General features: G+C 26.7%; 10 protein-coding genes. 3 read left to right on the forward strand and 7 right to left on the reverse strand.

What is annotated here, in order from left to right:
- Positions 1-295: 295 nt before the first annotated feature.
- Entirely contained in the window at positions 296-4,951 is a 4,656-nt protein-coding gene (locus tag T401_RS06660; protein WP_033178718.1) for a hypothetical protein, read from the forward strand.
- 188 nt (positions 4,952-5,139) lie between these two features.
- Here T401_RS06660 and tuf read toward each other — a convergent pair whose 3' ends face one another.
- The 3 genes from tuf to T401_RS0101470 all read right to left on the reverse strand — a co-directional run bounded on the left by tuf (position 5,140) and on the right by T401_RS0101470 (position 7,623).
- A complete protein-coding gene (gene tuf, locus T401_RS0101460) occupies positions 5,140-6,333 on the reverse strand; it encodes an elongation factor Tu (protein WP_033178719.1) in 1,194 nt (397 codons plus the stop codon).
- A 292-nt stretch (positions 6,334-6,625) separates the two neighbouring features.
- Positions 6,626-7,204: a diadenylate cyclase gene (locus T401_RS0101465; RefSeq protein WP_033178720.1), complete on the reverse strand. Its 579-nt coding sequence runs from the start codon at positions 7,202-7,204 to the stop codon at positions 6,626-6,628.
- 8 nt (positions 7,205-7,212) lie between these two features.
- Positions 7,213-7,623, reverse strand: coding sequence for a hypothetical protein (locus tag T401_RS0101470; RefSeq protein WP_033178721.1), 411 nt, complete (start codon positions 7,621-7,623; stop codon positions 7,213-7,215).
- A gap of 92 nt (positions 7,624-7,715) precedes the next feature.
- On the opposite strand from T401_RS0101470, the gene T401_RS0101475 reads away from it, so the two are divergent.
- Together T401_RS0101475 and asnA are read left to right on the forward strand one after the other, a co-directional pair.
- Positions 7,716-8,909 (forward strand): phosphoglycerate kinase, encoded by a 1,194-nt coding sequence (locus tag T401_RS0101475; protein ID WP_033178722.1) that lies wholly within the window; start codon positions 7,716-7,718, stop codon positions 8,907-8,909.
- A gap of 18 nt (positions 8,910-8,927) precedes the next feature.
- A complete protein-coding gene (gene asnA, locus T401_RS0101480; protein ID WP_033178723.1) occupies positions 8,928-9,911 on the forward strand; it encodes an aspartate--ammonia ligase in 984 nt (327 codons plus the stop codon).
- A 47-nt stretch (positions 9,912-9,958) separates the two neighbouring features.
- Here asnA and T401_RS06665 read toward each other — a convergent pair whose 3' ends face one another.
- From T401_RS06665 to T401_RS0101500, 4 genes are all read right to left on the reverse strand, one after another.
- Positions 9,959-11,326 carry a hypothetical protein gene (locus T401_RS06665; protein WP_033178724.1) on the reverse strand — a complete coding sequence of 456 codons (1,368 nt, stop codon included), beginning with the start codon at positions 11,324-11,326 and terminating at the stop codon, positions 9,959-9,961.
- 10 nt (positions 11,327-11,336) lie between these two features.
- Positions 11,337-14,072 (reverse strand): magnesium-translocating P-type ATPase, encoded by a 2,736-nt coding sequence (gene mgtA, locus T401_RS0101490; RefSeq protein WP_371836246.1) that lies wholly within the window; start codon positions 14,070-14,072, stop codon positions 11,337-11,339.
- 97 nt (positions 14,073-14,169) lie between these two features.
- Positions 14,170-14,910: an ATP-binding cassette domain-containing protein gene (locus T401_RS0101495; RefSeq protein ID WP_033178725.1), complete on the reverse strand. Its 741-nt coding sequence runs from the start codon at positions 14,908-14,910 to the stop codon at positions 14,170-14,172.
- A 58-nt stretch (positions 14,911-14,968) separates the two neighbouring features.
- Positions 14,969-15,946, reverse strand: coding sequence for a lactate/malate family dehydrogenase (locus T401_RS0101500; RefSeq protein WP_033178726.1), 978 nt, complete (start codon positions 15,944-15,946; stop codon positions 14,969-14,971).
- Between the last annotated feature and the right edge of the window lie 6 nt (positions 15,947-15,952).

Below are 15,952 nucleotides of genomic sequence, written 5' to 3' on the forward strand. Positions count from 1 at the left end.
AAAAACTTTTTTAAATTAACATTGGCAATTATAATTGTGAAAAATTACCCTCTTATATTTTTATAATTTTTTGAATGATTTTTACATTATGTATCAAATTTAAATATTAATATAATTAAGATCACGTTTTCATAAAAAAGAAATAATAAATTAATAGCAAACATTAAATAAAAACAAAAAAAATGAAGAAAACAAACAAAAAGTATTGAAAAAAGAATGTTTTTTTTTTTTTTTTCAAAAAAAATTTTTATTTTTTGATATTCTTTTTTTGAATTTTATAGAAGGAGAGTAAACAATGAGCAGAAATCGTAAAGTTAAAATTATTCTTGCAACAATGTTAGGTTTAGTAGCTGCTGGTGTTACTGCTGGAACAGCATATGTTTTATTAAGAAATGATATTGATAATAATTTAAAATTAGATATTGAAAAATTAATTAATGAGATCAATTCTTTTAAAGATAATAAATTAAACACTGATTTAAAGAAACATTTGAAGAATAAAGCATTGATGTTAGTTGATAATCTAAATAAAGCAAAATCAAACAAAAAGAATAGCGAATTAAAAGCAATCTTAGAAAAAACTAATTATGATTTTAGTCTTTTGAAAAAGCAAAATGAATATGTTGACTTAGCCAATGAAGTTGGTGAATATTTAAAAACTATTGGTACCAAAGAATACCAAGAAATTTATGATACATTAAACAATCAATTAAATGATAGTAATAATAAAGTTGAAATTGCTAAAACAGTTGATGACATTGCTCATGAAATTGATGAATTAAGAAATAAATTGGATTATGCTAAAAAAGAAGTAGAAAATCATATTGCATCATCAAAACGAAATTCATTGATTGAAAAATTCAATAAATTAGCCGAAGATATAAAAGTTGAATTAAACAATTGAAATGATCCAAAATATGACAATTTAAAAAATTCATTAAATACTAATGTAAATAAAGCAAAAGAGATTATTTTAAATCCAAACTCAACAATTGAAGATATTGAAAATCAAATAAAAGAGTTAACTGACAAATTTAATAACTCAAAACATCAAAAAGAAATTATTGCTGCGAAATCTGAATTTGGCAACCTTGTTTCATTAATAAATGATGAAACCTCATCATGAAATGATCCAAAATACTCTACAATCAAGGATGAATTAGATGATTTTATTCACAATAAAACTGAAGAAGTTACAAATGAAAATAATTCAGTAGAAAATATTAAAGCCAAAATTGAAGAAGTTAAATCTAAATATGAGGAATCTAAAAACAAAAAGGCAGAAATTGATAGTTTATCTGAAGAACAACTTCATAATCGTTTAGTTAATGAGCTTAGACAAAAAGCAAAAGAAATTAAAACAGAAACCAGCAAATGAAGTACTCCAAAATTTGATGACATCAAAAAACCTTTACTTGATTTAGTTAAAAACAAAGAATCAATCGCTGATATTGAGACAACAACTACAAAAGAATTATCAGATGCAATTAAAGAATTAAAGACTGAATATAAAAAAGCTCTTGATGCTAAAAAGGCTATTGAATTAAATGATGCTAAAGCAAAATTTAATGATTTAAAAAATGAAATTATTAATGAAATTAAAAAATGAAATGATGATAAGTATACTGATATTAGAACTAATCTTGAAAATTCAATATCAACTAAAAATGATACTGTGGGTAATGAAAACGAATCTATTGAAGCAATTGAAAGGGTTATTTCTAATTTAAGAGATGAATATGCAAATGCTATTTCAACCAAGGCAATTATTGATGCAAAATCAGAGTTTGATAAAGTGTTAGAAAAAGCAAACATTTTAAAAGATGATCATAAATTAGAAAATTACGAAATAATTAAACATTATTTAGTAAATCAAATAAATTTAACTACAAATAGTGTTGAAACAACTCCTACTGTTGAAAATATTAATAATCAAAAATCTATTTTGGAAAATGCAATTGAAAAAACTAATAAAGATTATGAAATTGCAAAAGCAGGCGATGAATATATTAGTATTTTCAGTAAGGCTCAATCATTGCATAAGAAATTAGAAAATAATTCAGCTGAAAAAATAAAATTAGATCAAGTAATGGTTGAAACAAAAAATACAGTTGAAGCCCATGATAGAACTAAGCAATCAATTGAAGCAGCAACAACAAAATTAAAAAACGTTATGTCTGAAATTGAAGAATCACTTGCTAATAAAGCTTTAAAAGAATTTACAGATGCATTGAATAAATTAAAAACATATCAAAAATCTCTATCTGCTTGAAATACTAATGCAGCACAACCTTTAACAATTCGTATCAATGATTATGATCAAAAATCAAAAGCACCTAATATTAATAACGAATTATTCAAACAATATACTAAAGAGATTAATGAGTTAATAACTAATACAATAAATAATGTATTAAGTTCTACAATCGATAAAGCACGTACTTATTCTAAATCAGCTCCTGCTAATGAATATCCTTCAATTCAAAGCAAATTAAACAATAAAATAGCCGAATATAATAATACTAGTTCTTGAAGTGAAACTGATAAAGATTCTAAATCTTTAGAATTACATAATTATGTTGCTACAATTAAAAATGAAATTAAAGAAAAAGCTTATTCAACATTTAAATCATTAAAATCAAATGCTTTATCATATATTTCAGGTGATTATACCGATTCAACTACTATATCTAAAATTAATGAACTTAAGTCATTGTTATCTTCATATGATTCATATAATGAAAATACTGATGAATCACAACTTGTAGTAGCTAATAAAGAAATAGATAAACGTTTAAGCGAAATTAATAATTATATTGAACACGACAAATTCTTGACATTAGAGAAAACCGTTCAAGATTTTATTAAAGACCCAAGTAAAGCTAATGAAGTTAAGTTTAAATTAAATAATGTTTTACCAGGTATTAAAAATAAAGAACTTACTGAGTTTGCTAATAAAAATACATTAGGAATTAGAGCACAATATACAGCTTTAAAAAATGTATTTGATTTTGCAACTAAATTTAATGAATATTATGATCTTAAAAAAGTGTTTCAATCATTAGAGACTAAATATCCACTATATAATGATGAACAATTCTTTATTGATGCTAAAAAAGTATTTACTTCATTAAAAACAGAAGAAGTACCTACAATCAATAATACTGATTTAAATAAAGCTGACGAAATGATTAATAAATTTAGACCTGTTGTTAACCAATTACGCCAAACAATAATGGAAAAAGAAAGAGCAAGAAATACCACTTTAAGTGCTGAAGCATTAAGAGTTGCTGATGCTGCTTCTACAAATCCCTTTGCATTTAAAGAAGTATTAACATATAAACAAGATATTGCGCCACTAGTGAATTATAGTGCTAATCCCGATGATATCGCAAATAGAAGATATGAAAAAATTACTGATGAATTTTATGGAAAAAATAATTTACTTGCTGATAAGATTAAAAATATTAATGATATAAATAATTCAGTTGCAAATAAATTTATATCAAATGATATTAAAACATGAACTACAAATACAATAAAAGAAACAGAGAATACTTTAACTGAATTGAATTCCAGAGCAGCTATATACAATGATGGTGTTACTTACAACTTTGCAAGACGTTTAATTAAATCAGAGTTTATTAAGCTTTTTAATCGTGTTACAAATAAATTTAATGATTATAAACAAAAATTCAACCAAAATCAAAATAATATTGCGTATTCAATAGCTGTTCAAACTTATGCAAAAACAATTGAGGAATTATATATTTATTATATGTCATCTGCTGATGTTGATTGGATTAAGCATAGAGGTGCTGGTCAATCAACAACCTGACAAAAGCTAACAAGAAAATATTATGGTTCACAATATGGTGCAAATTGACGTGGCTTATTTACAAATGAAACGGGAAAAAGAATTATTCCAAAAATCTCAAATTATCCTAGCAGATTTAAAAATAATGTTATTTCATCAATAACTGATGGTTTTTCAAGTATTTTTGGTCATGAAAGCTCTAGAAATCTAAATATAGTGTTAACACAAGATGGTTATATTCCAATTGTTACAAATACATTAAATTATGTTGATAAATTTATTGAGATTTTAAATAATATGTCAAGTATTGTAAAAGAAATGGATTCAAAAATTTCAGATAAAGCTAAGTTAAACCAAATATTGAATCATTTGAATTCTAAATTGCAAAGTATATCTTCTAATTTCACAAAATCCGTTGATAAATATGAGGTTATGAGCAGAACAGATTTACAACAAGAATTCTTTAACATGAAACAACAAATTACAACTTGATTGTCAAATTATAAGAGTGAATCATCAAGTAAAAATATTAGACATGAAGGTGCCACTTTATATTTAGAAGATCGCTTAAAAGATTATGAAGGAGTGATCACGACTTCAGGTAGTTTTGATGAACAAAAAGTAGCGTTGCGTTCATTATATGATGCATTTAATAATGCTAAACGTATTGCTGATAACAAAACATCAGGAGTTGTTGCCAATGAACATAAGTCATTCTTAAAATCTGAAAATACTAATTTATTAATTGAATTTTTTGAAATATTAATTAAATCCCAAGAAAAATATAATTTCTCATTCAAAAACCCAATTCAATGATTGCCTGTTTATAAAGCAGATACAATTATGGATGAAGATTGATACCATGATAAAGATTCAAATGGTAATATTGTTAATTCAAACTTTATAAACTTCGATGAACATGAATGAAATTGACAAAAAAAATATAATGTTCTTAAATCACGTGTTGATTTCGGTTTGGTATTCAATATGTTCCCATCATATGCAACCGAAAGTATTACAACTATAATATATCATGCAAATTATGCATATCAATTGGGTAGATATGAAGAAGCATATAATAAATTAAAGAATGAAATTAAAAAATATGATCCAAGTTTTGGAGACCCTAAATAAAAAATATTAGACAACGTTTGTTGTCTTTTATTTTATAGAATTTCTAAAACTTTATTATTTAAGCTAATACCAAAAAAACAAAAAAACTCACAAAAAGAAGTAGGTATTTCCAAAATTATATTTATTTAAAAAATATTTCTTAAGTAAAATTAAAAACCCAAACAAGATGTTTGGGTTCATAGAATAAATTATTTTGTAATTTTGATTACTGAACCAGCACCAACAGTTCTTCCACCTTCACGAATTGAGAATTTTGTTCCTTCTTCAACAGCGATTGGAGCAATTAACTTAACTTTTAAGTTAACGTTGTCTCCAGGCATAACCATTTCACGTCCATCAGTGAATTCAATTCCACCAGTAACGTCTGTTGTACGGAAGTAGAATTGTGGTTTATAGTTATGGAAGAAAGGAGTGTGACGTCCACCTTCTTCTTTTTTAAGAACATAAACAGCAGCTTCAAATTCTGTGTGAGGAACAATGGTTTTAGGTTTAGCTAAAACTTGTCCACGTTCGATTTCTGATCTATCAATACCACGTAGTAATAAACCAGCATTATCTCCAGCTTGAGCTTCTTTTAAGTTCTTTCTAAACATTTCGATACCAGTAACAGTTGTTTTTTTGGTTTCTTTTAAACCAACGATTTCAACTTCTTCACCTAAGGTTAACACACCACGTTCAACTCTACCAGTTGCAACAGTTCCACGACCTGTAATGGTGAATACGTCTTCAACTGCCATTAAGAATGGTTTGTCAGTTTCACGTTTTGGTTCTTCAATGTATGTATCAACTGCATCCATTAATTCTAAAATAATTTTTTCATATTCAGCGTCACCTTGAAGAGCTTTTAAAGCTGAACCAGCAATAACAGGAGCATTGTCACCATCAAAACCATATTCTGATAGTAATCCACGAACATCCATGTCTACTAATCCAACCATTTCTTCTCTTTCTTCTGGTTTGAACATGTCAATTTTGTTTAAGAATACAACAATTTTAGGAACACCAACTTGTTTTGCTAAAAGAATGTGTTCTCTTGTTTGAGGCATAGGACCATCAGTAGCAGCAACTACTAAGATAGCACCATCCATTTGAGCAGCCCCAGTAATCATGTTTTTAACGTAGTCAGCGTGACCTGGACAGTCAACGTGAGCATAGTGACGTTTTTCTGTATTGTATTCAATGTGTGAAGTATTAATAGTAATACCACGAGCTTTTTCTTCAGGAGCATTGTCGATTGCAGCATAATCTTTAGCTTCTGATAGACCTTTTTTTGATAAAACTGTAGCAATAGCTGCTGTTAATGTTGTTTTACCATGGTCAACGTGACCGATTGTACCAATGTTTACGTGTGGTTTAGCACGGTCAAAATCTAATTTTGCCATAATATTTTCCTTTCTAATGAAATATATTTTATGTGATTAAACGCGTTTAACCAACCAAAGTATAGCCTTTCAACTATATCCTGTCCATTTCGTTAATCATAGCATATATAATTTTACTTAAAAATTTTAAAAAGTTAATAAATAAAATTATATAGATAAAATTTGAATTTTTTTATTTTTAATAATCTGGAAAAGTACTATGTACTTTTGTAATAAGAAAACTTGTTTTTGTTTAAAAAGATTAATAAATTTCAATCTTAAATTCAACAATAACTAAAAAATAAAGATGCTTTTAATCAGCATCTTTAAAGATATTTACAAGAGTTTCTTGTAGTTGATCAAGAATAACAGGTGTGAACAATCCATTTTTAGCTAAAGTAATTCCCCCATTTTCTTCTGATACTACTAAAGTTGTTGCATCACAAATTTCACTAATTCCCATTGCGGCTCTATGCCTTGCTCCATATTTATTGTCAATTGATTTCTTTGTAATTTTGTAATATGTTGAAGCATAGTGGATTTTATTATTTTTAATAATAATAGCCCCATCATGTAATGGGCTGTGTTTATTGAAAATTGAAATAATTAATGAGCTTGAAACATTAGCATCAATAATAATTCCATCAGTTCTTAAATTATCTAAGTCATCATTATTTTCAATGGTAATAATGGCACCAGTTTTGGTTTTTGAAAGATATTCTAATGATTCTTTTAGTTGGTGGATTAATCTAATTTTAGTTGATTGCCCTAAAGCAGTTTTAGTATTTTTGGCCTTCTTTCAATTTCTTAAAAGAATTGTCCCATAATGAATTACTGCTCCAGCAAAAAGAATTGAAATCATTGCTAAAATAATATAAAGAATAATTAACATTTAATCTCCTATCATCACTTATTCAATCCAACTATAATCAATAACATTGCAATAAAAACTACGGTAACAACACTAATGATGATAATTCTTTTGGTCTTTGACAATGGTTTTGCTTTTTCAGCAAGAGGCGAATCAGATCATTTTTCATATTCCATATAAGGAGTGTATTTGGCTTTGAATAGTCTTTGGCGTTTGGCAGTCTCTTCTATTTTATCTTTCAAATTTTCATCCATTATTTTCATAAATCGAATCTCTTTAAAATATTCAAAAATTTTCATTTCATCAATTGGTTTAATAAAATGAGCATTTTTATGATAAATTTGAAATTCAGTAATTAAAGTTGAAACACTATCATTTTCTGGGTCATATTTTAAAGTTCTGGTATCTTTTTGTTTTTGTGCATTCAAGATTTTTTTCATGTCATCCCCCAATAATTAAGTAGTTAGATTAATATAAGAATTTTAGCATTTATTATATAATTTTAACAAATTCACAACGAGAAGGAGACAAAATGAAAAAAACACTTAAAGATTTGAATTTAAATGGTAAGCGCGTAATTTTAAGAGTAGATTTTAATGTTCCTATTATCGACAATGAAGTAGCTGACATTAAAAGAATCAAAGCAGCTTTACCAACAATTAACTATATTTTAGAACACGGTGCTAGTTTAGTTATGCTTTCTCACTTAGGAAGAGTTAAAAAAGAGGAAGATAAATTAACTAAATCATTAGCCCCAGTTGTTAAAAAATTTGCCCAATTAATCAACAAAGAAGTTAAATTTGTTGCTCAAACTAGAGGCAAAGAAGTTGAAAATGCAGCAAAGAATTTAAAGGCTGGTGAAATTTTATTTTTAGAAAATACTCGTTTTGAAGATTTAAATGACAAAGCTGAATCTTCAAACAACCAAGATTTAGCAAAAGAATGAGCAAGTTTAGGGGATGTTTTTGTTAATGATGCTTTTGCCACTGCTCACCGTGCTCATGCTTCAACAGCAGGTATTGCAAATTATGTTAAAGAATCTGCATTAGGTTTTTTAATGGAAGCTGAAGTATCACACTTAGACAAATTAGTTAACAATTTTGAAAGACCTTTTGTAGCAATTATTGGAGGAGCTAAGGTTTCTGATAAAATCAAAGTTTTAGAAAAATTGTTTAATGTCGCAGATAAAGTTTTAATTGGAGGCGGAATGGCATATACCTTTAATAAAGCTTTAGGAAAGAAAATTGGAACTTCTTTAGTTGAAGATGACCAAGTAGAATTAGCTAAAAAACATTTAGAAACTTACAATGATAAAATAGTATTGCCAATTGATAATGCCATTACTAAGGAATTTGCTAATAACGAACCAATATATACAACTCCAGAAAACAATAATATTCCTGATGATTATATGGGATTGGATGTTGGACCTGAAACTGTTAAATTATTTGCCAAAGAAATTGCCAAAGCCAAGACTATTTTTTGAAATGGGCCTTTAGGAGTAACTGAATTTTCATATTATGAAAATGGAACTAGAAACGTGGCAATAGCAATTGCTAATAATCAAGCTTGTTATTCAGTTGTAGGTGGCGGAGATTCAGTAAGTGCTATTAATAAATTAGGCTACCACGACAAATTTAGTTTCATCTCAACTGGTGGTGGAGCATCAATTGAATTTGTTCAAGGAAATCAATTACCAGGAATTGTTGCTATTCAAGATAAATAATTAGACATCTTAAAATTTATGAAACAAAAACCAAAAAAATTGTCAATCGAACAAAGACAAATTGCGATTGATTTAATTAAAGAAAAATTTAGAAAATATTTAGCAAAAGAACTTAAACTAATAAGAGTAAGTGCACCATTATTTGTAAGTAAACAAAGTGGATTAAATGATGGTTTAAATGGTGAAAAACCTATTGAATTTAAGGCTAAAACCATATATGATGATTTAGAAATTGTGCATTCATTAGCTAAATGAAAACGGCAAGCGTTAGGCAAATATGATATTGGTAAAAATAATGGAATTTACACTGATATGAATGCCATTCGTAAAGAAGAAAATTTGGATCAAACCCATTCTTTATATGTTGATCAATGAGATTGAGAACTAAAAATAAATCCCGAAGATCGTAATATTGACTATTTAATGAATGTGGTTTCCAAGATATACAATGCTTTAAGAAAAACTGAACATATTATTTATAAAAAATATAAAATTGCCAAAAGATTATCTAAGAAGATTTATTTTATTGATTCAGAAGAACTATACAATATGTACCCTAAATTAGAAGCAACTCAAAGGGAATATGAAATTGTTAAAAAATATCAAACAGTTTTTATAATGCGAATTGGTAATCTTTTAAAAGACAATAAACCGCATTCAAACCGAGCTAAAGATTATGATGATTGAACACTAAATGGTGATTTAATTGTCTATGATGAAATTAATGATTTAGCATTAGAACTTTCTTCAATGGGAATTAGAGTAAATAAAGAAGCTTTAATTAATCAATATAACTTACCTGAAGAAGAAATTAAATTAATTAGTCCATATCATAAAAATATTATTGAACAAAACCTTCCTTTAACAATTGGCGGAGGAATTGGTCAAAGTCGAATTGCAATGTATTTATTGCATTGCAAACACATTGGTGAAGTTCAAGTTTCTATTTGAGACGAAAAAAACAAGAAGTTTGCTAAAGAAAACAAAATTGTATTGTTATAAAAAAAAGAGGCAAAATAAATGCCTCTTTTTCATTTTATTAAGAATGATTACCTTTTTTGCCTTAAATTAAAGATAACAATTGCAATAATGCTTGCTATACAAATAAATAATAAAACCGGGATAATTCATCAATTGTCTAATGAATGAGCATTATAGGCAATGACATGATAAATAGCCAAGCTAAATGCGCAAAAAACAATTAAAGCCAAGGAAATATTTAAATAAATTTTGGCAATTTTTTGTTGAGGTGATACTGAAGTTTTTGTAATTCTTTTTTGCGCTGAAATTTCATTTAATAAAGCATTACAATAATTTTTATATTCTAAATTGTCAACAGCTTTAGTTAAAACTTTTTTATAAAAAATATTTTCATGAATGTTAATGAAATTATCAATGTAAGATTGATAATATTCAACTGTTGTCTCAATATTTTTTTGCATTTTTAAAGTAAAGTTGAAATGTTTAGAAATATTGTTTAAAACTGATTTAATAATGAATAATTCACTAATAATTTTGATTTGGGCTTGGATGGTTAAATAAATTTCGGTACTTTCAAAAATATCATTAATTGAATTTATAGTTTTTTCGGTTTTAATAACTAATTCATCTTTACCATAATAAAATTCATAATTAAATTGCTTAAAATCTTTTTTTTCATTATGCAAAAGCTTTTTAGATTGAAGAAAATCTTGTTCAATGTCTTTTAGTATTTGATTATTAAGTTTGCTTTCATTGATTTTTAATTTATGACTTGTTGTAATATAAAGTAATTCTTGGTCAGTTGCAACATTATTGGTAAATAAAACTGAATTAATATAATTAAAACCATTTTTACCAAAATGAATGCTTGATGCTTTTTCTCTAGGCAACAGATTCTTTTTCTTAAAATTTAATGAATAATAAACATCTCAACAAATGTTTTTAATTTTATTCATGATTTCAATTTCATTGGCAAATAATTTATCATTTTGATAATCATCATTTATGAATAATGATTTAGCAAAATGTCTAACAATAAAGTTTTTTAAAATCAATGAATTTGAATCACGATTATACTTATTTAATAATGCATTATGTTTATCAAATAAAATGAATAGGCCAATTCCATTTGCTTGAATTAAGAAATAAAATTCGTTAGTGATTTTAGCATGAGCAATAGTATCTTCAAATAAACTTGTTTTCTTAATTTCATAATCCAAAAAAGCATCTTGATTAGTTCATTCAAATGAATTAATTAATTGAATATTTTTTAATTCTTCAGTAAATTTAATATTAATTCCATTTAAAAAATTAGTGGTCTCATTTAGATCATTTAAAAGGTTTTTGCTTAATTTTTCAACTAATGTTCCACCAATCTCGAATGGAATGATGAATAAATGAGACATTGTCGGGCTAATCTTTATTTCATTTGTCATAAATCTCTCCTTATAAAAGTTCTTTATATAGTTTTTTATAAATTAACTTCACAATTTCAATCAAAATAATATATACACCTAGAAATAATACTAATCAAGCATAATAAATTGCTGGTAATCCTGACAAGAATAATCAATCTTTGATATATGGAATATATTGAATTGAAGTTATTATTCCAACTCCTAATGAAGTAGAAATAATAACTGGAGTAGAAGCATTTGAACGAATAAATGGAATTTTATTTGTTCTCATAAAATGAATAACTAGACATTGAGTTCACATTGAAGCAACTAATCATCCAGTTCAAAATAGTTGTTTAAATAATTTAATATCATTAGCCTCTGTTAATTGATTAAAATGTAATCCATTAAATTGGCTAGGAATCATTACATAATATAAAATTAAGAAAGTTATGATATCAACAATTGAACTAACCGGCCCAAATCAAAACATAAACTTAAAAATTGATTTATGTTCTCATTTCCGCGGTTTTTTAATAAATTCTTTGTCAACATTATCTCATGGAATCGTGCCACAACATAAGTCATAAATTAAATTTAAGAAAATAATTTGAACTGGCATCATTGGTAAAAATGGTAATAATATTGAAGCTAAAACGACACTTATTACATTTCCAAAGTTTGAAGAAACAGTCATTTTTACATATTTATTAATATTAGCATGTGTCTTTCTTCCTTCTTCAATTCCAGTTGCTAAAACATTTAAATCTTTTTCTAAAAGAATAATATTAGCAGTTTCTTTTGCAATATCTACAGCAGTATCTACTGAAATCGAAACATCAGCAACTTTCATAGCTGGAGCATCATTTATTCCGTCTCCCATATAGCCAACTACATGTCCATTTTTTCTTAGAATGTTAATGATTCTTGCTTTTTGATCGGGGCTTAATTTAGCAAAAATTTGGGTATTTTCCACTTCAATTGCTAATTCAGCATCACTCATATTGACAATATCTTTTCCTAAAAGAATCTTTTCATAAGGGATACCAACTTTAGAACAAATAGCTTTAGTTACATAAGGGTTATCACCAGTTAGAATTTTAACTTCAACACCAAGATTATGAAGTTTTTGGATAGCATCTTCAGCTGAGTCTTTTGGCGGATCTAAAAAAGTTAAATATCCAATTAGAGTCATTTCTGCTTCATCAGAAACCGAGAATTGTCCAACTGGAGCAGCATCATTTTTTGAAGCAATTGCAATAACTCTCATTCCTTCTTTACTTAGGTCTTCTACTTTTCTTAATACTTTTTTAATCATTTTTTTATCTAGCGGTACAACTTTACCTTCTAAATAAATTTTTGAACAAATACTAATAACTTCTTCAACAGCTCCCTTAGTAATCATTTTGATACGATTATTTTTTAATGATCTAACTAAAACTGACATTCTTTTACGGTGAAAATCAAAAGGAACTTCATCAATTTTTTCAAAATGTAATTCTAAATTATCTAGTTCTTTAATATTATCGGCTAATTCTAAAGTTCGATTAATAATAGATTTATCTAATAAATTTTTTAATCCAGTTTGGTAATATGAATTTAAAAATGCATATTTCAAAACATAGGTATCTTCTTTTCCTAAAACATCTAGATGTCTTTCTAAAATAACTTCATCTTGAGTTATTGTTCCAGTTTTATCAGTACATAAAATATCCATTGCTCCAAAATTTTGAATTGAATTGATATTTTTTATTATTGTTTTTTGTTTCCCCATTTTAATAGCACCTTTTGAAAGGCAACTAGTAATAATCATTGGAAGCATTTCTGGTGTTAATCCAACAGCAATAGAAACTCCAAATAATAAAGCATTAATTCATGGGCTTTTATCAGCATCTTTATTAGTTAACCCAACAATTAAAAATACTAAAGGAATAATAATTGCCATAATGATAGTTAGCATTATTGATATTTTTCTTACCCCTTTTTCAAAACTAGTTGGCACTTGTTTTTCATTAACTTTAGCAGCTACTTGACCAATATAAGTGTCATCCCCAACGACCACTACCACTGCTTTAGCAGAGCCAGAAATAATATTAGAACCCATAAAAGCAAGGTTAGGATGATCGGTGATATTATCATATTCTTGATTTGGATCAATTGAATTGAATTTTTCAATGGGTTCACTTTCTCCTGTTAAAGAAGATTGTGAAACAAATAAGTCTTTAGCTTGAATAATTCTTACGTCAGCAGGAATAATATCTCCAGCAGCCAAATGGACAATATCTCCTACAACAATTTCATCTAATGGGATTTCTTTAAGAACACCATTTCTTTCAATTAATGATGTTGTCTCAATTATTTCGATTAATTTATTAGCTGAAGAAGCTGATTTTTGTTCTTGATGAAAATGAATAATGCTGCTTGCAAAAACCATTACTAATATAACGATCATTGTTATATAGTTTCTTTCTTCAGGAGTAGCCAAAATAACATCTACCACCATTGAAATCATTGCTAAAACAAACAAGATAATATTAAAAGGATTGAAAAATGATCTAAACAATCTTTTTCCAACAGTGTCAGCTCCCTTTTTAGAAATAACATTTTTACCAAATTGTTCTTGATTTTCTTCAATTTGTTCTTCATTTGTTATACCATTTTGGGAACTATTATAATGTTTTAAAATGGTTTCAGTATTTTCCTTGGAAGCAAATAATAATCTTTTTTTAGTTTCCAAAAATTTTAGTTCAGCTTCTTTTTTAGCCTTTTTTGAATTTAACATCATTGCCATATTTGCCTCCATTAAAATGTGTTTTCTTTTTATTCAATTTTAGCATATAAAAAAATTTATTTCTTTGAATATAAAAAAAGGCAACTTGCCTTTAATAAATTTGAATTAATTTATTAATATCATTAAATTCAGTTTCATTTAATTTAACGATTGATTGGTTTTTAATTAAATAAACTGAATCAAAATTATGAGGAATTAAATTAAGATCATGAATGTTTAAAATAATTGTGGTTTTTTCTTCTTTATTAATGCTTTTTAATAAACTGATTACATCATTTGCTGAAATAATATCTAAATTGGAAGTTGGTTCATCCGCTAAAATTAATTTGGATTTCTTTAATAAAATTTTTGCAATTTCAACTCTTTGTTTTTGCCCACCACTTAAATCACTAATCCTAAAAAAGCTTTTTTCAAAAAGTCCTAATTTAGTTAAAACATTCATTATTTTTTGTTTATCTTTTTTAGTTAAAATGTTAAATCAAGCAAAGAATTTATTTTGAAAGTTATCATATGTTCTTTTAATTGAATCAAAGATGGTTTCATATTCGATTAAATTTGTTTCTTGAGATAAAAAACCAATTGAATTTACAATTCTTTTTCAATCTTTGGATTTAACATTTTGAATATCTTTTTTAAATAAAAAGCATTGCCCAGTTACAATGTTTAATTGTCTTAATAATAAGTTAAACAAAGTTGATTTCCCAGCTCCAGATTTACCAAGAATCGCAACCATTTCTCCTTCTTTGATATCCAAATTTATGTTTTTCAAAATTAAATCAGAATGTTTTGAATATGAAACCGATATATTATTTAATTTAATAATTTCTTCCATATTCAAAATTATATTTTAAAAAAACAAAGTTAAATAAAAAACGCTTTTTGCGTTTTTATTATTCACTAATTAAACCACTTGGTTTAGTATTAATTCTTTTTAACACTTCTAAGACTGTCTCTTTAATTTCTGTTGAATAACTATCAAATAATGCTTGATCTTTTTCTTCTAACCTAATTTTAGGAAGATGTCTATAACCTTCTTTTCCTAAAATTACCGGTAAACCAAAATAAACTCCCTTGGCTTGGTAACATTCAGGTAGCTGAACACCCAATGAAAAAACGGTTTGCACATCATTTACGATGGCTTTGGTAATTTCAGCTAAACCTTCACCGATTCCGAAATTAGTAATTCCTTTTCCAGAAATAATTTCAAATGCTTCATTTTTTACCTTAGCATTTAATTCATCTAATCAAGCTTGATCAATAGTATTGTTCGTTATGAAATCTCTTAAAGAACAAAGTCCGATTCTCATTTTTCAAAATGGAATCATACATCTAGCGCCATGTTCACCAATTACATAACCAGTGATGGCTGATGATTTCACATTTAATTTTTGTGATAAAAATTTCTTCATTCTGGCTGTTTCAAGAATTGTTCCTGAACTAATAACTTTTGAAGCATCAAAACCTGAAACTTGTTGATAAATGCTTGCCATGATGTCAACTGGGTTTGAAGCAATAACAGTAATTCCATTAAAGCCTGACGCTTTAATTTTTAAAGCAATTTCTTGCATTAGAATTGCATTATCGCTTAATAATTCTAAACGATCTTGTAATTTACCTTCTTTAGGTCTTACTGAAGCAGTAATAACAATTACTTTTGCATCTTTTAAATCATCATAATTACCAGCAACGAATGTTGACCCATTACTAATCATTGATGAAGCTGCATCATTTAAGTCCTTAGCTTGGGCAATTGCAAAAGATTCAAATGCATCAATTAAAACATATTCAGCTTCAATATTTCTATTTAAACTTGCATATAAATAAGAACTTCCAACAGCTCCAACGCCAATAATTCCAATTTTATTCATTTGTAC

It is taken from the genome of Mycoplasma anseris ATCC 49234 (assembly GCF_000702805.1).
Lineage (GTDB): Bacteria > Bacillota_I > Bacilli_A > Mycoplasmatales > Metamycoplasmataceae > Metamycoplasma > Metamycoplasma anseris.